We start from the raw sequence: 18,446 nt of genomic DNA, 5'->3' as shown, positions 1-18,446 counted from the left end.
CACCCACAACGACTAATTTCATCAGTCTCATCGGGACAGATCTTCGGATTTCGTCGTCACCGACGGTGCGTGCCCCACTGGTAGGACTGTTTCCGCAGCTTGAGGTACACGAGCGTCTCCGCGGTGCGCACTCCGGGCAGCGTGCGGATGCGGTTGGAGATCACGTCGAGCAGCGCCTCGTCGTCGGCGCAGAGCACCTCGCACAGCACGTCGAAGCGGCCGGCGCAGAGCACGACGTACTCGATCTCGTCCATTTCGGCCAGTGCGTCGGCGACCGGATCGAGCGGGCCGTCGACCGTGATCGCGACCATCGCCTGACGGAAAAGCCCGATCTGCAAGGGATCCGACACCGCGACGATCTGGATGACGCCCGAATCGGACAGCCGCTGCACCCGCTGGCGGACCGCCGCCTCGGACAGTCCGACGGCCTTGCCGATCGTGGCGTACGGCCGCCGTCCGTCCTCTTGCAACTGGGCGATGATCTGCTTCGAGATGTCGTCGACCACCGGCGGCGCGGGCCGGTTCGGGTCCTGGCTCTGCATCCGGGGATCATCTCGGGTCGACCCCGCCGCGGGCAACCCTCAGGCGTAGCGAATGGTCGCCCAGAGTGTCCGGATCGTCCGTCAGCCAGGGTGGCGAACAACGGATTTCGTCGTCTTTCCAGCGTTGACAACGGCAAACCCGTCCTGTTCCATCCGTCGAATTCCAGCGCCGCCGACGGAGGGATCCCCATGCCGCCTCATCCGGTCCCCGTCCAGACCGACACTGCCGCCGGTTCGCCCGCGCCCCGCTCGCTGACCAGATCGATCGGGGTCGGCGGCGGAACCCTGCTGACGCTCAGCTGCGTGACCCCGGCGTCGTCGTTGTTCGTTCTCGTCCCGCCGCTGTTCGGCTCGCTCGGCACCGGCACCGCGCTGGCCATCGGGCTCGCCGTGCTGCTGTGCGTCGGGATCGCGTTCTGCTACTCCGAACTCGGCACGCTGGTCCCGAGTTCGGGTGGCGAGTACGCGATGGTGTCGACGGTGGTCAGCCGGTTCGCCGGATGGATCACCTTTATGTTGTCGTTCATCGTGATTCTCGTGGTGCCGCCGATCATCGCGATCGGGGTGGCTGACTATCTGGCAGTGGCCGTCCACCTCGATCCGTCCGTGGCGGGTGCGCTGGTGATGCTGGCGTCCACCGGGATGGGCCTGGTGAACCTGCGCTCGAACGCGTGGCTGACCGGGATTTTCCTGGTGATCGAGATCGTGGCGATTGTCGTGGTGTCCGTGCTCGGCTTCGCGCACAGCGACCGGCCTGCCTCGGTGCTCGTGCGGCCCAGTCTCGACGGCGTCCATCCGATCGCGCTGGTTTCGGTGATCGCCGGGCTGGCGGTGGCGTTGTTCGTGGTGCAGGGGTTCTCGACCGCGGTGTATCTCGCGGAGGAGATGCGGGAGCCGCACAAAACGGTGTCGCGGACGGTGTTCTGGACGCTCGGCATCAGCGCGGTGGTGATTCTGGTGCCGGTTGTGGCGATCACGCTGGGCGTGCCGGATCTCGCGACGCTCGGGAATCTTGATCTGACCGCGCTTGTGGTGAGCTGGAGCAGTTCGACGTTCGGCACGATCGTCAGCCTGTGCATCGCGGCGGCGATCGTGAACGCGGTGATCGTGATGGTGATCCAGAATTCGCGCGTGCTGTACGCGTCGGGGCGGGATCGCGCATGGCCGGAGCCGGTGAACCGGGCGTTGAGTGTGGTGAGTCCGCGGTTTGGCGCGCCTTGGGTGGCGACGCTCGTGGTCGGTGTTTCGGAAGCGGTGCTGTGTTTTGTGCCGGTGGAAACGCTGAGCGGCGTGACCGGGGTGGCTGTGGTCGCGCTGTACCTGGCGATTTCGGTGAGCGTGCTGTGGGCTCGGCGACCGGCGCACCGGCGTCCGCAGGTGTGGCGGATGCCGGGGTGGCCGGTGGTGCCCGTTGTGGCGGTGCTGGCGCTCGGGTACGTGCTGGTGTCGCAGAGCCTGCTGGACCTGGCGATCACGGCTGGGGTGCTGGTCGCTTCGGCCGGGTATTGGTGGGGTTATCTGCGTCGGCGGTCGGATCGGTGGCTGGTCACGATTCCCTGACGCGGGCCCTGGTGAGGATGGACAGCTCGGTCGGGCGAAGTGCGTCGTCGCGTTGCCATTCGACTGGGATGTCTTTTTGCCGGACGTGTTCTCTCGGCTCGAGCAGGTGGTCTCGCAGGAGCGCGGCCATCTGCTCGGCGCTGAGGAACGTTAGCCAGGGTTCGCCGTGGGCGGCTGCTGCGGCCATGACCAGCTCCGCGTACGCCTGGCCTGCCTCGTCGCGGAGTTCGGCGGGGAGGAGGTGTTCGACGATGAGTTCTGTTCCGGGAGCCAGGCCGCTGATCGCGCGGAGGGTTTGGCTGATCGCTTCCTCGGTGAGGTACATCGTTACGCCGAGCCAACTGACCAATGCTGGGCGGTTCGGGTCGAACCCCGCTTGGGCAAGGTGGCTGGTCAACGCCGGGACCTTCTCGAAGTCGGCGGCGACGAACTCGACGGATTTGGGCGTGGTGATCCCGGCTTCGGCCAGCAGTTTCTTTTTCCAGTGCTGGGTGGCGGGCTTGTCCACTTCGAACACTCGCACGTGGGCCGGTCGGGCTTCGCGGTAAGCGAAGGAATCCAGCCCGGCACCGAGGATTACGTATTGGTCGACAGCCATTTCAGCCAGCCGGTTTTCGGTGTAGCGGCTGCGGGTGACGGCTGTTGTGCGGGCACCGGACAGGGCTGAGTGGTCGCCGTAGGACCGGTGGTAGCCGAGGAGTTCTTCGGCGCGTTCTCCCAGGAAGCGGTGCGCGAGCGGGTCGGTGAAGATTGCCGGGTGGTCGTCGACCAGCAGATGCGCGGCTCGCGCTGCGGCGGAGAGAAGAGCGGTACGGCTGGGTTGCGCGTCGGGGGTCATGACTTCGGACTTTAACCCAGTAATTTCGGAGTATAGCAGAAAAATTAATTTTTCGAAAGAGTGGCGCGGTTCCGTTTCGGCAACGGCGGTGAATTTCGCTCAGTCGCCGAGCGGGATTGCGTAGAGGGAGAACGGTTCGCCTCGGTGCGGGAAATCGTGGCGGTAGGTGAAGCCGAGCCGTTCCATCACCGCGCGGGAGCGGGCGTTGTGCACCTCGGTGAAGGAGACCACTTCCGTCGCGCCGAGTTCTCGCGCGCGGGCGAGGCCAGCGAGGCCGATCTCGGTGGCGTAACCGCTTCCCCAGTGCGCCTCGCGTATTGCCCAGCCGATCTCCAGCTGCCGGGTGCCTTTGACGTCCTGATAGGACAGTCCGCCTCGGCCGAGGAGTTCTCCGGAATTCCGGTGGCGGGCCAGCCATTTGCCGACGCCGTCGCGTCGCCAGCTTCGGCCGATCTCCGCGGCGCGGGCCTCCGCGTCGGCGCGGGTCCAGGTGCCGTACCAGCGGGCGATGCCGGGGTCTTGATGCAGGCGGTACAGCTCGTCGGCGAGGTGCGGGCCGATCGGCGTGAGGCGGAGGCGCTCGGTCTCCACCTCAAGCGGCCACTGTGGACGGAACAGCCAGCGAAGCGTTGACCCGCGCGATGAATTCCGCGTTGGACTTGGTCGTGCGGACCTGTTCCAGGAACTGTTCCGCGGCCCGCTTCGGGTCTTGGGTGGACAGGGCGCGGCGGACCTCGTTCATCACGGCCAGTTCCTGCGGCGGGATAATCAGTTCGTCGCGGCGGGTGCCGGAGCCGAAGAAGTCCACGGCCGGGAATACGCGGTGGTCGGCGAGCATGCGGTCGAGGCGGAGTTCCGAGTTTCCGGTGCTCTTCAGCTCCTCGAAGAACACCGTGTCAGCCAGAGAACCCGTGCCCACCAAGGCGGTCGCGATGATGGTCAGCGAGCCGCCGTCCTCGATGTTCCTTGCCGCGCCTAGGATTTTCTTCATCGGGTGCAGTGCGCTGGCGTCCACGCCGCCGGACAGGATTCGGCCGGAGGTGCGGGCTGCCAGGTTGTACGCGCGGCCCAGGCGGGTCAGCGAATCCAGCAGCAGCACGACATCGCGGCCGGTTTCGACCAGGCGTTTCGCGCGTTCCAAAGCGAGTTCGGCGACGGCGGTGTGTTCGGCGGGTTTGCGGTCGAAGGTGGACGCGACGACCTCGCCGTGGACAGAGCGGGTCATGTCCGTCACTTCTTCGGGGCGTTCGTCGGCGAGCAGCACCATGAGGTGTGCTTCCGGGTGGTTGACCGCCACCGATTGCGCGATCGCTTGCAGCACAGTGGTTTTGCCGGTGCGCGGCGGGGCGACGATCAGGGCGCGCTGGCCTTTGCCCAGCGGTGCGACTAGATCTAGAACGCGGGTGGTGAGCTGGTGTCGGCTGGTTTCGAGAACCAGTCGCTGGTTGGGGTGAATGGGGGTGAGTTTGTCGAAATCGGGGCGCTTTTCGCCGGGCGGGCGGCCGTTGACGGAGATTAGTTCGCCGTTGTCGAGGACGAGTTCGTCGCCGCGGCGCAGGCCGTGGGTGCGGATCAGGGACAGCGGCACGGACGGGCCGCCGGGGGTGTAGCCCAGTGCGGCGGTCTTGCCGTGGATGTCGAGAATTCCTTGCTGTGTCATGGTTTGTGGCTCCTTGAGCAGTGACAGTCGACGCGTTAAGCGGACCGCCGGAGTGAGAACGAAGCGGGTCAGGCGACGGGCTTCGGGAAAGACGCCGATCCTCGTCGCGTGGACTCACGCTGGCGGGAAGGGCGGAACCCCTGGGCGGCGGGGCCGACTTCCTGGGGTATGCGCTGAGAGTAGCGCATCGGTTCCGGCCGCACAACTGGCACTGCACGCGAAAGGGGCCTCGTGAGCGGCTGCCCGGCGGAAAACCGGCGCTCACAAGGCCCCAACAAACCTGGCCGCGGGTCTATTCCCGGGACCGGGAGACAGTCACGGCATCTCCCACGGAGCCTGCGGCAGCACGTGCCCGGTCTCCAGCAGCGACTTCAGGTTCGACAGCACCGCCGCCCAGCCGCCGGACACGTCCTGGTGCGCCTTCTCGTCGGGCAGGTCTTCGTGGGTCACGGTCAACCGGACGATGCCCTCGTGCTGTTCGATGTCGAACGTCGCGCGCGAGGGCTCCTGGTCCTTCGGGCCGTTCGGGTCGAACCAGGTGGTGACCAGGCGCTTCGGCGGGACCGCCTCGATGACCTCGCCCTCGACGTCGGCGATCCCGGACCCGTCGGTCCGCACGTGCGCCCACCGCGAACCCTTGTTCCAGTCGGATTCGTTGTGGTGGCCCCAATACTGTCCGGTCAGCTCGCGGTCGGTGAGCGCGTGCCACACCTTCTCCGGCGTGCTTTCGATGTAGGTCACATACACAAAACTCGGCTTCATGGCTTCCTCTGCTCGACGTTTGACGGCACTGAGCATCCGCAGCCGCGGCTGCTCGAACCGGTCCACCCACCGCTCCTGCATCTCGTGCAGCGGCACCGGATTCAGGTAGTGCAGCTTTTCCCGGCCGCGGCGCACGCTGCTCACCAGATTCGCCGCCTCCAGCACGGCGAGGTGCTGGGTCGCGGACTGCCGCGTCATCTCCAGCCGGCGGCACAGCTCGCCCAGCGTCTGCCCGTTGTCCTCGCGCAGCTGGTCGAGCAGGTACCGGCGGGTCGGATCCGCCAGCGCCTTGAACACTTTGTCCAGGTCGGGTTGCACACCTACAGTAAGGCAGGCAAATACCTGCCTGTCAAGTCGGCGGAGGTAAATACAGGTCAGCGCCGAGGCGAGTTACCGACCGCCTCGGCGCTAACTACTCACGGTGTTCAGAAGACCTCTGGAGCGAGCGAGGGGGCCGCCATGCCGGGGTCGAACGGGAACATCGGCCGGACGATGCCGGAGTGGCCGAGCCGGAGCAGGTCCTGGTCGACGCCGCCGGGGGTGAGGGCGAGCAGCCAGTCGGCGGCCATGTCGTACAGCTCCGGTTCGAGGTAGCCGATTTTGACGATCACGACGTCCGCCTCGCGCGGGCGCAGGCCGAGCGCGTGGAAATCGGATTCGAGGTGATACGGCTTGCGGCGCGCGGTCACGATCACCCGCAAGCCGCCGACCGCCAGCACCACCGCGGTTCCGGCGACCGGGTCGTCGGCGTCGATCGCGGCCACCTGCGCGGTGAGCGCGACCGGACCGTGCGGGCCGGAGTCGACTTTTCCGCCCAGTTCAACGGAAATCGTCGCGCCGACACCGGCTGCCACCGCCGCAGCGACAGCCTCAGGGTCCACAATGGCCGCGTACAAAGTGGTCAGCGAAGAGTCCACAATGGCCGGAGTGTTCAGCAGGACGTCCAGACTCCACGACGTGTCCCCGGCACCGCCAGCGGTCGGGTTGTCGCCGGAATCGCTGATGAAGAACGGTCGCGAGGTCGAAGCGACCGCCTGCGTGAGGCATTCCTGCAGGGTGCCGGTCGGGGCGACGAACGCGAAATCGTGCCGAGCGTCCCAATAGGACTGTGCCAGGTACTCCGCTTCCTTGGTGATCACGGAAACGTCGTCGCCCATCACCACCACCGCGGCCTGGCAGCGTGGTTCATCGGCCCACGCGTAGCCGACCCAGATCGCCGCGTCCAGGACTCCGTCGAGCGCTTCGACGTCGTCCACCGCCGCGTAAATGCTCTTCGCCGGTTCGAGCCGGGTGCTGGTCTTCTCCCCCGGCAGCAGAACCGGAACCGGCACCCAAGCCTTCTTCGGCCGACCGCCGGACCGCAGCCGCGCCACCAGGTTCCGCGCCGCCCGCTCGCGGGTCTCCCACGCGTCCTCGTGCGGGGCCATCCGGTAGCAGGTGATCAGGTCCAGCGCCGTGACCAGCTCGCGGGAAACGTTGCCGTGCAAGTCCATCGACGCCGACACCAGGACGTCCGGGCCGAGAATGGAACGGACCTCCTGTGCGAGCGAAGCCTCCACATCGGACCGTCCGACCACGCTCATCGCGCCGTGGATGTCGAAGAACAGCCCGTCCAATTCGCCCGCCGAACGCAACCGGTCCAGGATTTCCCCGGACAGCTCAGCGTAAGCCTCCTCGGTGACCGCACCACCGGGAAGCGACCGGGCGTCGACCAGCGGCACCCATTCAACGTCAGCTGCCCAGTCCTCGTCGAGAAAGTCGTAGCGGGCCAGCAAGTCGTCGCCGCGCGAGATCCGGAAGTCGTCCACAGTGGACCTATGCGGCGAGAAGGTACTCGATTCGATGGCGATTCCGGTGATCCCGACCCGCAGCTTCTTCATCGTCCACTCCGTTTGATCGCTTGCTCGAACACCGCGTCCAGCGCGAGCGCGCCCGCGCCGCAAAGTCCCGCGTCCGCACCGAAGCGCACCCGGTCGATCCGCAATTCCCTGGTAGCCAAGGGAAGGCACCGTTCGTACAACGCACCGCGCACGGCCGCGACGAACGCTTCCGAACCGGACAGCGCGCCGCCGAGCAGCACCTCGTCCGGGTTGCTGAAGTTGACCACCGTGGCGAGCACCTCGCCGAGCCGCAGCCCGGCGCGCCGCACGGCCGTGGTCGCTTCGGGATGCCCGTCCTCGGCGGTGGCCATCACCTGCGCGGTGGTCTCCAGCTTCAATCCCTGCGCCCGCAACTGCCCGACGAGCGCGGCGCCGCTGGCCACCACTTCCAGGCAACCTCGGTTCCCGCAGGTGCACGGCCGGTCCTCGGCGGCGGGCACGCGCACGTGGCTGATGTCGCCCGCGACTCCGGCCCGGCCGCGGTAAAGCTCGCCGCCCAGCACTATTCCGGACCCGATGCCGGTACCCGCCTTCACCACCAGCAACGTCCGGCCGGGCGCGCCGGCCACGGATTCGCCCAACGCCAGCAGGTTCGCGTCGTTGTCCACGAACACCGGCAGCTCGAAGTGCTCCGCCAGCGCATCCCGGACCGCGAAACCGCGCCAGCCAGGCATCCGCGACGGCAGCGTGATGGTGCCCGCGTCGACGTCCACCGGACCCGGGAACGCGACGCCGAGGCCGAGCGCGCGGCCCGGGCAATCCGCGCCTGCCATCACGTCGCGCACCGCGGCCGCGAGCCCGGCAACCAGTTCTCGCGGCTCCTGGCTGATGTCCAGCGGACGCTCGTGCACTTCCAGGAGGTTGCCCGCGATGTCGAGCGCGCCGATCCGCACGTGCCGCGAGCCGACGTCGGCTCCCCAGACGTGGCCGAACTCCGTGTTGACCGACAGCAGCTTCGGCCGCCGCCCGCCCGCGGACCGGCCCTCGCCGGATTCGCTCAGCACCCCGGCGGACATCAGCGCCTGCGTGCGCACCGACACCGTCGATTGCGGCAGCCCGAGCGCTCGCGCCAGGTCCATGCGCGACTTCGCGTGGCCGTGCGCGACCAGCCACAACAGCCGCAGCGGTCCGGCCGGATCCACCGCGCCACCTCTTTCATCAGGATTGATGTAACTAAACTGTTCGACAGGCCTCTTGGCAATTCCTGCCTCTCATGCAAGATTACCCGACAGCCAGGACACCGCATAGCACCTGGCACTGGTCTTTCATCAGAGTTGTTGGAAGTGATGCGAATGGCTCGACGCCCGTGGCGCACCGCGCTCGGGGTCACGCTCGCCGCCGCGCTGGCGTTGTCCGGCTGCGCGGCGAGCCGGGAACCGCACGGCGGCGGCTCCGGAACCCCGAAAACCGGCGGCACCGTGCGGTTCGCGATGCCGCCGTCGGCGACGCCGAACTGGATCATGCCGTTCTCGATCCCCGGCTACGGCGGGTCGTACAACGGCATGATCCGCTCGACCATGTTCGTGCCGCTCTATGCTTACGACGCCAGTTCCGGCTCGGTCACGCTCGACGACGCCGCGAGCGCGGCCAATCCGCCGAGCTACTCCCCCGACGGCAAGACCGTGACCATCACGCTCAAGCCGCTGACCTGGGCCACCGGCGAGCCGATGACCAGCAGGGACGTCGAGTTCTGGCTCAACCTCGCCCGCGCGGGCAAGGACAACTGGGGCAAGTATTCGAAGGGCCTGATCCCGGACAGCATCACCGGTTTCCAAGCCGTGGACGACCGCACCTTCACGTTCACCCTGGACAAGGCGTACAACCCGGACTGGTTCACCGCCAACCAGCTCAGCCTGATCGTCCCGATGCCGCACTCGTGGGACCGCACGAGCGCCGCGGGCCCGGTCGGCGACCACGACCGCACTCCGGACGGCGCGAAGCAGGTCTTCGATTTCCTGGTCAGTCAAGCGAAACAGCTCGGCACCTACGGGACCAATCCACTGTGGAAGGTTGTGAATGGACCGTTCACTTTGGCCGGTTTCACCACGTCCGGCGAGGTGACGCTGCGGAAGAACCCGAAGTACACCGGCCCGGACCCGGCGAAGCTCGACACCGTCCGGTTCCTGACCTTCACCAGCTCCTCGGCGGAGTACAACGTGCTGCGCGCCGGCGGCGTCGATTACGGTTACCTGCCGACGTCGAACCTCGGCCAGCGTTCGAAGCTGGAGCAGCAGGGCTACCGGGTCGAACCGTGGAACGGCTGGTCCATCACGTACTCGCCGTACAACTTCAACAATCCCAAGCTGGGCAAGGTGTTTTCCCAGCTGTATGTCCGGCAGGCGATCCAGCACGCGGTCGACCAGGACGCCATCACCTCGGTGATCTGGCGCGGCGCCGCGCGCGTCGGCTACGGCCCGGTCCCGCAGGACAATGACACGAAGTACCTGTCCCCCAAACAAAAGACCAATCCGTACCCGTTCGACCTGAACAAGTCGAGGCAACTGCTCGCCGACCACGGCTGGAAACCCGGCTCCGACGGCGTCCTGCTCTGCGCGGACCCGGCGAAATGCGGCGAGGGCATCGCCGCAGGCACCCGGCTGTCACTGACCATGCTGACCGAATCCGGTTCCGACGAGACCGACGGCACCATGCAGGAACTGCGCTCGGAGCTGTCCAAGGCCGGCATCGAGATGAAGATCAACGCGCAGCCGCTGAACACCGTGCTGGCCAACGGAACCACGTGCAAGTCGACGGACCCGTCGTGCAGCTGGCAGCTGTCCTACTTCGGCACGCAAGGCAGCTGGTACTTCTCAGCGAACCCGAGCGGCGAGGAGCTGTTCGCGACCGGCGCGGGCACGAACTTCGGCGGCTACAGCGATCCCAAGGCGGACAAGCTGATCGCGGCCACCAACCTGGCGTCCGACAACGGGGCGATGCTCGAGTACAGCGCACACCTGGCCGAGCAGCTTCCGGTGCTGTGGCTGCCGAATCCGCCGTATCAGGTATCGGCGATCGACACCGCGCTGCACGGCGTTTCTCAGGACCCGATGGCCGGGCAGTTGCTGCCGCAACGCTGGTTCTGGACGAGGTGAGGACATGACGCGCTATATCCTCCGCCGGCTCGTGCTGGCCGTGGTGGTCGTGCTGCTGGTCACCGTGGTGACGTTCGTGCTGCTGCATTTGCTGCCCGGCGGCCCGGCTCGCGGCGTCCTCGGGGTGAAGGCCACCGAGGCGCAGATCGCCGCGTTCAACCACGCGCAAGGCTTCGACCAGCCGCTTCCGGTGCAATACTGGGATTACCTGCTGCGCTTGCTGCAAGGCGACCTCGGAGAGTCGTACACGCAGAACTCGCCGGTCAGCACCCTGCTGGCCGAGCGGATGCCGAAAACCTTGCTGCTCACCGTGCTTTCCACCGCGCTCGCGATTCTCGTCGCGCTGCCGCTCGGTGTCTGGCAGGCGGTCCGCCGCGGCCGTACCGCGGATCTGCTCACCACCGCGATCACGTTCGTGCTCTACGCGACTCCGGTGTTCTTCCTGTCGCTGGTGCTGATCATCCTGTTCGCGCAGGTACTGCCGTGGTTCCCGGCGCAAGCCGCACAAGGCGAAACGATCGGCGAACTGCTGTCCCAGCCCGGGGCGCTGGTCCTGCCGGTGCTTGCCGGGACCGGAGCCGCGCTCGCCGCGTTCAGCCGGTACATGCGAGCGTCCACTCTGGACAGCCTGTCCGAGGACTTCGTGCGCACCGCGCGGGCCAAGGGAACGCCGGAGCGCACGATCATCTGGCGGCACGTCTGGCCGAACTCGCTGACCTCGGTGGTCTCGATGCTCGGCTACTACGTGCCGGTGGTGTTCGGCGGCTCGCTGGTCGTGGAATCGATGTTCAACTACCCCGGCATCGGCCTGCTGTTCTGGACCGCGACCCGCACCGCCGATTTCCCGGTGCTGCTGGGCGTCGTGCTCGTGATCGCCGTCGCGACCGTGCTTGGTTCCCTGCTCGCGGACCTGATCCAGCTGGCGATCGACCCGCGGGTGCGGGTGAAGGGAGCGCGGTCGTGACTGTCCTTTCGCGGCTGTTTGCCCGCAAGTCCGCCGTCGCGGGCGCGGTCCTGCTGCTGCTCGTCGTGGCGTTCTGTTTCCTCGGGCCGCTGTTCTACGGCACCGACCAATCGCACACCGACCTCGCCTCGGCTCGGCTCGGCCCTGTATCCGCGCATCTGCTCGGCACCGACGACCTCGGCTACGACGTGCTCGGCAGGCTCATGGTCGCCGGCCGGACGTCGCTGGTCATCGGCGTGCTCGCCGGGCTGATCGCGACCGCGATCGGCGCGGTGTGGGGCGCGGTCGCCGGGTACACCGGCGGCTGGCTGGACACCGTGCTGATGCGGATCGTCGACACCGGCGTCGCGATCCCGGCGCTGTTCCTGCTGCTGGTGGCCGCGACGCTGGTGACACCGAGCGTCGGCGTGCTGGCGCTGCTGATCGGCGCGGTGTCATGGCTGGTGCCCGCGCGGCTGATGCGCGCGGAAACGGTGAGCCTGCGCGAGCGCGACTACATCCGCGCGATCACCGTGCTCGGCGCGAGCCGCACGCGCGTGGTGTTCCGGCACATTATTCCGAACGCGATCGGCACCGTGGTGGTGAACGCGACGTTCCAGATCGCCGACGCGATCCTGCTCGTGGCGTACGTCAGCTTCCTCGGGCTCGGCGTGCCCGCGCCCGATACCGACTGGGGCGCGATGCTCTCTAAAGGAATTACCTACACCTTCGACGGCGCGTGGTGGCTGATCCTGCCGCCGGGCATCGCGATCGTCCTGGTGGTGTGCGCGATCAACTTCCTCGGCGACGGGCTGCGCGACGCGTTCGCGGTGAAGGGGCGACGATGAGCGAAGCAGTGCTGGACATCCGCGACCTGCGGGTGTCCTATGCGGACGGTTCGGCGGCGGTCGACGGGCTGAGCCTGTCCGTCGCGCCCGGCGAGATCGTGGCGGTGGTCGGCGAGTCCGGCTCCGGCAAGAGCACGGCGGCGCTCGCGGTACTCGGGCTGCTGCCGGATTCCGCGCGGGTCACCGGATCGATCGAGCTGGCCGGGCAGAACGTGCTCGACCTGCGCGGCGAGGAGCTGCGGAAACTGCGCGGGCCGGCCGCCGGGATGGTGTTCCAGGAACCGATGACCGCGCTGAACCCGTTGCGGACCATCGGTTTCCAGCTCGCCGAGGCGATCCGCAACCACGACCCGGAGAAGTTGCGCCACCGCCGCTACTACGACCGGTGCGCCGAACTGCTCGACCGTGTCGGCGTTCCGGAACCGGCCGCACGGCTGAAGCAGTACCCGCACGAGCTGTCCGGCGGTTTGCGGCAGCGCGTGATGATCGCGATCGCACTCGCGGCCGGTCCGAAACTGATCATCGCGGACGAGCCGACCACTGCGCTCGACGTCACGGTGCAGCAGCAGATTCTCGACCTGCTGCGCGATATCCGCGAACACGAAGGCACCGCGACCCTGCTGATCACGCACAATATGGGCGTCGTCGCCGATGTCGCGGATCGCGTCGCGGTGTTGCGCCGCGGAAAGCTCGTGGAAGAAGCTCCGGCGGCGGAACTGTTCGCCGCGCCGAAGGCGGATTACACCCGGGAACTGCTGGCCGCGGTTCCGCAACTGGGTTCGTTCTCCCACGTTGCACCTGCCGAAGAAACCCGGAAGCCCGTGCTCGCGCTGTCGAATGTCGTGGTCGAGTACGGCGGACGGCAGGTGGTAAACGACGTTTCCCTGTTCGTCTCACCCGGTGAGATCGTCGGGCTGGTCGGCGAATCCGGTTCGGGGAAAACCACGCTCGGCAACTGCGCGCTGGGCCTGGTCACGCCGAAATCCGGCACCGTCGAAGTGCTCGGCGCACCGCTGCCGAAAGGCACCGGCCGCACTGCGCGGGCGGTCCGGCGGCAGATCGGCGCGGTGTTCCAGGACCCGGCGTCGTCGCTCGACCCGCGGATGACGGTCGCGCAGACCGTCGCCGAACCGCTGGTGGTCCACACCTCGACCGGCCGCGGCGAGCGGCAGCGGCGGGTGCGGGAACTCCTCGACGCGGTGGAGCTGCCGGAAAGCCTGCTGGGCCGGTACGGGCACGAGTTGTCCGGCGGGCAGCGCCAGCGCGTGAGCCTCGCCCGCGCCCTGGTGCTCGGCCCGAAGCTGCTGATCGCGGACGAGCCGACGAGCGCGTTGGACGTATCCGTGCAGGCAGCGGTGCTGGAAGTGTTCCGGCGGCTGCATCGCGAGTTCGGGTTCGGCTGCCTGTTCGTGAGCCACGACCTCGCGGTGGTGGACAGCCTGTGCGACCGGGTGGCGGTGCTGCGCGCGGGCGAACTGGTGGAGGAAGGCCCGGCGGAAACGGTGTTGCGCACTCCGGAACACCCGTACACCCAAGCGTTGCTGCTGTCCTCGCCGGTGCCGGACCCGCAGCTGCAGCGGAGCCGGCGCGAGGCGCTGGCCGGCGCGGACCCCGCGGCGTGACGGAGTTGCGGGCCGGAGTCGACATCGGCGGGACTAAAACCCTGGTGGTGGTGTGCGACGAGGACGGACAGGAACTGGGGTCGGCGTCCGCGCCGTCCGAATCGCACCGGGGCGGCGCGGCGATCCTCGACCGCGCGGCGGAGCTGGTCAGCTCGCTCGTGCCGGACCACGCGGCGCTCACCGGAGTCGGCGTCGGAGCTGCGGGCGTCGTTGACCCGGTGACCGGAACAGTGCTGGTCACCGGCGATTCGTTCACCGGCTGGGCGGGCACGCCAGTCAACGCCGAGCTGTCCGCGCGGCTCGGCGGCGTGCCGGTGCGCACCGTCAACGACGTCGACGGATTCCTGCTCGGCGAGCTGCTGCCGGGCGAGCGGAACGTGCTGGGCGTCGCGGTCGGCACCGGTGTTGGCGGCGCGCTGTTCGTCGACGGACGGCTGCTGTACGGCGGCGCGACCGGGGCCGGAGAGATCGGGCATGTCGGCCGCTACGGGGAGGAACGCTGCACTTGCGGGCAGATCGGACACCTTGAGGCGTACGCCGCGGGCCGGGCCTTGACCCGTCGCTATGCCGAGACGACCGGCCGGACCCTCGCCGCGGCGGACGTCGCCGCGGAGGCGCGCAACGGGGATGACGCCGCCCAAGCGGTGTTCACGGACGCGGGACGGTTCCTCGGCCAGGCGATCGCGCACGCCGCCGGACTGCTCGGCCTCGCGACCTGCGTACTCGGCGGTTCGGTGGTCAACTCCTGGACGCTGCTGGAGAAGCCAGTGCGGGAAGCGCTGGAGGAACGGCCGCTGCTTTCCGGGAAACCGGTGTCCGTCCGGCTCTCGCGGCACGGCGCGAAATCCGTGGCGTTGGGCGCGGCCGGTCTCACTGCCGGTATTCAGCGGCTACCGGACGTGAGCAACCCCTAACCAGTCCTCTGTGGACCATCGAGAAAACCGTGGCCTCGGGGTATACGCTGTCGGGCACCGACGGAGCCGGGGGCAACGATGCGCGCGAAGCTGGGCGGAACGGGACAGGCGAGAACCGCGGCGGACCACGTGCGTGAGCGTGGTCTCCACCCCGCTGACAGCAGGTGACTTGGTCTATACCATTCCGGTGATCAATTCCCGTCCGGTGGCCAACGAGGGGATCGCATGCCCGTCATCAGGCGCAATATCGTCCCGCTTCGGTATTCCGACCCGAGCGTCGTCGCTTACGTGCGCAGCCCGAGCGACTGGATGGTGTCCAATTGCGGCTGGATCCGGGGCCGGGAAGGCGTTCTGCTCGTCGACACCTGCGGCACCGAACGCGACACGCTCGACCTGGTCAGCGACGTCCGCAAGTACTCGACCGTCGAAATGCCGCTCACGCTCGTGCTGACCCACGCGCACGGCACCCACCACAACGGGGCGGGCGTCGCGCTGCGCAACGGCGGCCGGATCCTCGCCGCGCCCACCGCGGTGCCGATCATCCGGTCCGGCCCGCAGTGCAACGAGGAGATCTTCGCCTGCGCGAACTGGGGCAAGCTCGAGGCGCCGCGGCCGGAGGCGGTGCACGCGGTGATCGAACCGGTCGAAGTGGATCTCGGCGGCGTCGTCGTGGAGGTCGTCCCGTTTCCCGGGACCGCGCACACCGACGGCGACCTCGTGTTGTTCGAACCGCGCACCGGGACGCTCTTCACCGGCGATCTGCTCTCGGTCGGATCGACGCCGTTCGCCGTGCACGGTTCGATCCCCGGCTGGCTGACCGCGCTGGACTGGCTCGACAAAATGTTCCCGGACGTCCGCACCTTCGTACCCGGGCACGGCGGCCTGAGTCATCCGGGCAGTTTCCCGGTCGCGGTGCTGCGCACTTATCTGCACTGGCTGCTCGACGCGACCGCGAGCGCGAGCACGCCGGACTTTTCCGAACTCGCCACGATCGCCCGCCGCCGGTGGCCCACGTGGACAGTCCCGGAACGGCACATCGGGAATCTGCTGCGCGCGCACGCCGACCAGCACGGGGAACAGCTCGCGTCCGCCGAAGCGATGCGCGCGATCCGCGACGCCGCGGGCGGCAAGATCGACCTGGACACCCTGCTCGGACTAGGCAAGTCTTAACGCCGGGAAATCGATTCCCCGAAGTGGCTGACGCGGCTCTTGACCGTTTCCGCGAGTACGTGAGGGGAACCCTGAGGGACTCTGATTCCCTCAGGGTTCCCCTCACGTACGGCAAAGGCCGCGACCGCCGCCCGCGTCGGCCGCAGCAGTCCGTATCGCGTCGAGGCCGGGGGAAATCGCCATTTCCCCCGGACAGCCAGAAGGGCGCCGCCGGGATTCCCGGCGGCGCCCACCGCTGATCACACGCCGCGGCCCCCGCGGCACAGCTGCCGAAAAGAACGCTCAGGCGCTGGCCTTCTTGCGCGTCGCGCGCTTGCGAACGGGCTTGGCCGGAGCCTCGGTGTCGCGCTCCTCGTAAGCCTTCACGATCTCCGCCGGGAGCCGGCCGCGGTCGGACACGGTGAAACCGTTGTTCTCGGCCCACTCGCGCATCGCCTTGTTGCGCTCGCGGTCCGCGGCGGTCGAAGCCGGCCGCGGGGCCTGCCCGGCGGCCATGCGGACCTTGCGCCCGCCGACCCGGCGCGAGGCGGCGACGTAACGGGCCAGCTCTTCCCGCAATGCGGCGGCGTTGTCTTCGGACAGATCGATCTCGTAGCTCACGCCGTCGAGACTGAACGGGACGGTCTGTTCGGCGATGCTGCCGTCGATGTCGTCAACCATCTCGACATGGACTTTTTGCGCCATGATTCGCGTTCCTTCACCTTCTACAGGATGTGCCTTCGATTACCCTATCGTGTCGAGTGACGGTCCGCGCAGCGCGACTCCATTCCGGTTCGGCGGCCGCTGCTTTCCCGGCCGGTTCCCGAACACCTTCAGTGCCCAATCCGCGACTGCGCGCACAGTTCCCGCGCACTGGAAAATTTCCAGCCTCGCGGTATTCGCACGCGGTTTCCCGCTGAGCGGACTGGAAGACCGGCCCCGGAAACGGCCGAAGGCCACCGGGTCGAAACCCGATGGCCTTCGGTGTTCCCGTGCGAAACGCGAGCTAGTTCCGCCCGGTCGGCGCACCCGTCTTCGGGTCGAGCGGGAGCTTGCCCGCCTGCGGCCACCAGAAGTTGAACATGTTCCAGAGTCCGCCCGCGCGAGTGTCGAACGAGCCGTCGCCGACGCGGCCGGAGAACCAGTTGTCCTCGATGAACTTCAGCACCGAGGTCTGGTCGGTCCGGGTGTGGTCGACGTAGTTCGGCTTGCTGTAGGGCGAGATGACCAGCAGCGGCAGGCGAGGGCCGTAGCCGCAGCGGTCGGCGTACCCGCCGAGACCGGCCGGCTTGCCGGTGCAGACGGCCTGGTCCTGCGAGGCGTCCTGCGAACCGTTGACGATCTTCGAGTTCTCGTGGTCGTACCAGCCGTCCGAGTCGTCGTAGGCGAGCACGATCGCGGTCGAACGCCACTCCGGCGACTGCTGGATCTTGTTGATCTCGTCCACGACGAAATGCTGTTCGTCGAGCGGGTCGGAATAGCCCGCGTGCCCGTCCTGGTACTCCGGCGCCTTGAGGAAGCTCACCGCGGGCATCGAACCGGCCTTGAGCGAGGCGTCGAAGTCGCTCGTGTCGTACTGGTGGTTGGCCTGGTCGGTCTGCCCGATGGCCTGTACCGAGGACGGCGGCAGGTGGTGCGGGTTCGAAGTGGACTTGTAGTACTGGAACGGCTGGTGGTGCGGGCTGTAGTCCACGGAGGACTGATTGCCGATGTTCGCGTGCTTCTGCCCGCAGACCGCGTAGCCGTTCTCGGTGCCGGTCGGCTTGAAGCCGCCTTGGAACCAGCCCCACGTGACGTGCCGGTCGTTCAGCAGGTCGCCGACGTTGTGGCCTTGCATCGCGCCGAGGTTGTCCTTGGCGGTGTGGTTCTTGTCCGAGCAGTCGTCCCACGCCGGGTCCGGGTCGTTGATCACGGTGCCGACGCCGTTCTCGTCCGGCGACGAGACGACGTACGGGTCGCTCTTCGGCTCGTGCGTGACCGGGTCGACCGCCTGGATCCCGTGCGTCTGCCCGGAGATCAGGTTGAGCGCGCCCGGGGTGGACGGGCCGAAGACGGTGTTGAACGAGTTGTCGCTCATCGAGTAGTGCTGCGCGTAGTTCCACATGCCGGTGACGGTGTTGCCGTCGTAGTAGTCCATGACCAGACCCGGCTCGCCGAACAGCACCGGCTGGCCCTTGCACTTGTCGGTCTCGGTCTTCTCGACGAACTTGTCCATCTTGCCGCCGTTGAACGCGGCCTGCTCGGCGCCGTAGCTGTGGTTCTGGTCGCAGGTGAGCGCCTGGTCCGGCCCGAGCCGCTTCGGGTTGTAGGCGTTCGGGTTGTGGGTGAGCAGCTTGTCGTCGAGGCCGTTGACCTTCGGCGTGTGCTTCGCGGCCTGGAACGGGGTGCCGTTCTCGTTGGTCGCGTTCGGGTAGGTGCCGAAGTAGTGGTCGAACGAGATGTTCTCGCCGAAGATCACCACGACGTGCTTGATCGGGGTGAGCGTGGGCAGCCACGACGCCGGCAACGGGTGCAGCGGCTGGGCCTGCGCGGACGACGCCGCGGAGCCGGTGACGATCGCGAGCACGGCCGCCGAGACGAGCGCGCCCGCACCGAGCAGGCGACGGCGCCGCCTGCCGAATGCTGTGTCCACTGAG

16 protein-coding genes are annotated in these 18,446 nt (G+C 67.8%); 7 read left to right on the top strand and 9 right to left on the bottom strand.

The features are described 5' to 3' along the window. Nucleotides 1–56 precede the first annotated feature (56 nt). On the bottom strand, nucleotides 57–542 hold the full coding sequence (locus tag AB5I40_RS36950; RefSeq protein ID WP_182891173.1) for an Lrp/AsnC family transcriptional regulator: 486 nt from the start codon (nucleotides 540–542) through the stop codon (nucleotides 57–59). A 189-nt stretch (nucleotides 543–731) separates the two neighbouring features. Between AB5I40_RS36950 and AB5I40_RS36945 the strand changes: the two genes are divergently transcribed. After that, entirely contained in the window at nucleotides 732–2,102 is a 1,371-nt protein-coding gene (locus AB5I40_RS36945; RefSeq protein WP_370934795.1) for an APC family permease, read from the top strand. On the opposite strand, the gene AB5I40_RS36940 is transcribed toward AB5I40_RS36945, so the two are convergent. From AB5I40_RS36940 to AB5I40_RS36915, 6 genes are all read right to left on the bottom strand, one after another. Beyond that, nucleotides 2,089–2,940 carry a class I SAM-dependent methyltransferase gene (locus AB5I40_RS36940; protein WP_370934794.1) on the bottom strand — a complete coding sequence of 284 codons (852 nt, stop codon included), beginning with the start codon at nucleotides 2,938–2,940 and terminating at the stop codon, nucleotides 2,089–2,091. The genes AB5I40_RS36945 and AB5I40_RS36940 overlap by 14 nt on opposite strands. A 99-nt stretch (nucleotides 2,941–3,039) precedes the next feature. Next, nucleotides 3,040–3,531 (bottom strand): GNAT family N-acetyltransferase, encoded by a 492-nt coding sequence (locus AB5I40_RS36935; RefSeq protein ID WP_370934793.1) that lies wholly within the window; start codon nucleotides 3,529–3,531, stop codon nucleotides 3,040–3,042. A 1-nt stretch (nucleotide 3,532) separates the two neighbouring features. Further along, nucleotides 3,533–4,600, bottom strand: a complete 1,068-nt coding sequence (gene rho / locus AB5I40_RS36930) for a transcription termination factor Rho (RefSeq protein WP_370934792.1) — start codon at nucleotides 4,598–4,600, stop codon at nucleotides 3,533–3,535. Nucleotides 4,601–4,915: 315 nt separating this feature from the next. Then, nucleotides 4,916–5,680: an ArsR/SmtB family transcription factor gene (locus tag AB5I40_RS36925; protein ID WP_370934791.1), complete on the bottom strand. Its 765-nt coding sequence runs from the start codon at nucleotides 5,678–5,680 to the stop codon at nucleotides 4,916–4,918. Nucleotides 5,681–5,787: 107 nt separating this feature from the next. Next, complete coding sequence (locus AB5I40_RS36920) at nucleotides 5,788–7,242, bottom strand: M81 family metallopeptidase (protein WP_370934790.1); 1,455 nt, start codon at nucleotides 7,240–7,242, stop codon at nucleotides 5,788–5,790. Further along, on the bottom strand, nucleotides 7,239–8,384 hold the full coding sequence (locus AB5I40_RS36915; RefSeq protein ID WP_370934789.1) for an ROK family protein: 1,146 nt from the start codon (nucleotides 8,382–8,384) through the stop codon (nucleotides 7,239–7,241). Before AB5I40_RS36915 ends, AB5I40_RS36920 begins: the two co-directional genes overlap by 4 nt. Before the next feature lie 150 nt (nucleotides 8,385–8,534). Here AB5I40_RS36915 and AB5I40_RS36910 point away from each other — a divergent pair, with 150 nt between their 5' ends. The 6 genes from AB5I40_RS36910 to AB5I40_RS36885 all read left to right on the top strand — a co-directional run bounded on the left by AB5I40_RS36910 (nucleotide 8,535) and on the right by AB5I40_RS36885 (nucleotide 15,831). Beyond that, a complete protein-coding gene (locus AB5I40_RS36910) occupies nucleotides 8,535–10,334 on the top strand; it encodes a peptide ABC transporter substrate-binding protein (protein WP_370934788.1) in 1,800 nt (599 codons plus the stop codon). Between the two features lie 4 nt (nucleotides 10,335–10,338). Next, nucleotides 10,339–11,298, top strand: coding sequence for an ABC transporter permease (locus tag AB5I40_RS36905; protein ID WP_370934787.1), 960 nt, complete (start codon nucleotides 10,339–10,341; stop codon nucleotides 11,296–11,298). Then, nucleotides 11,295–12,125, top strand: a complete 831-nt coding sequence (locus tag AB5I40_RS36900; RefSeq protein WP_370934786.1) for an ABC transporter permease — start codon at nucleotides 11,295–11,297, stop codon at nucleotides 12,123–12,125. The genes AB5I40_RS36905 and AB5I40_RS36900 overlap by 4 nt, the downstream gene beginning before the upstream one ends. Next, entirely contained in the window at nucleotides 12,122–13,747 is a 1,626-nt protein-coding gene (locus AB5I40_RS36895; RefSeq protein WP_370934785.1) for a dipeptide ABC transporter ATP-binding protein, read from the top strand. The genes AB5I40_RS36900 and AB5I40_RS36895 overlap by 4 nt, the downstream gene beginning before the upstream one ends. Beyond that, nucleotides 13,744–14,661, top strand: a complete 918-nt coding sequence (locus tag AB5I40_RS36890) for an ROK family protein (RefSeq protein ID WP_370934784.1) — start codon at nucleotides 13,744–13,746, stop codon at nucleotides 14,659–14,661. The genes AB5I40_RS36895 and AB5I40_RS36890 overlap by 4 nt, the downstream gene beginning before the upstream one ends. Nucleotides 14,662–14,886: 225 nt before the next feature. Beyond that, the gene (locus AB5I40_RS36885) at nucleotides 14,887–15,831 is read left to right on the top strand and encodes an MBL fold metallo-hydrolase (RefSeq protein WP_370934783.1); all 945 of its coding nucleotides are present in this window, start codon (nucleotides 14,887–14,889) and stop codon (nucleotides 15,829–15,831) included. Nucleotides 15,832–16,113: 282 nt separating this feature from the next. Here the strand turns inward: AB5I40_RS36885 and AB5I40_RS36880 are convergent, their stop codons facing one another. After that, nucleotides 16,114–16,515, bottom strand: coding sequence for an Lsr2 family protein (locus AB5I40_RS36880; protein ID WP_370934782.1), 402 nt, complete (start codon nucleotides 16,513–16,515; stop codon nucleotides 16,114–16,116). Between the two features lie 301 nt (nucleotides 16,516–16,816). Beyond that, on the bottom strand, nucleotides 16,817–18,442 hold the full coding sequence (locus AB5I40_RS36875; protein WP_370934781.1) for a phospholipase C: 1,626 nt from the start codon (nucleotides 18,440–18,442) through the stop codon (nucleotides 16,817–16,819). Nucleotides 18,443–18,446 lie beyond the last annotated feature (4 nt).

The sequence above is a fragment of the Amycolatopsis sp. cg13 genome (assembly GCF_041346965.1).
GTDB lineage: Bacteria > Actinomycetota > Actinomycetes > Mycobacteriales > Pseudonocardiaceae > Amycolatopsis.
This window is presented reverse-complemented; position numbering and strand designations above follow the sequence as displayed.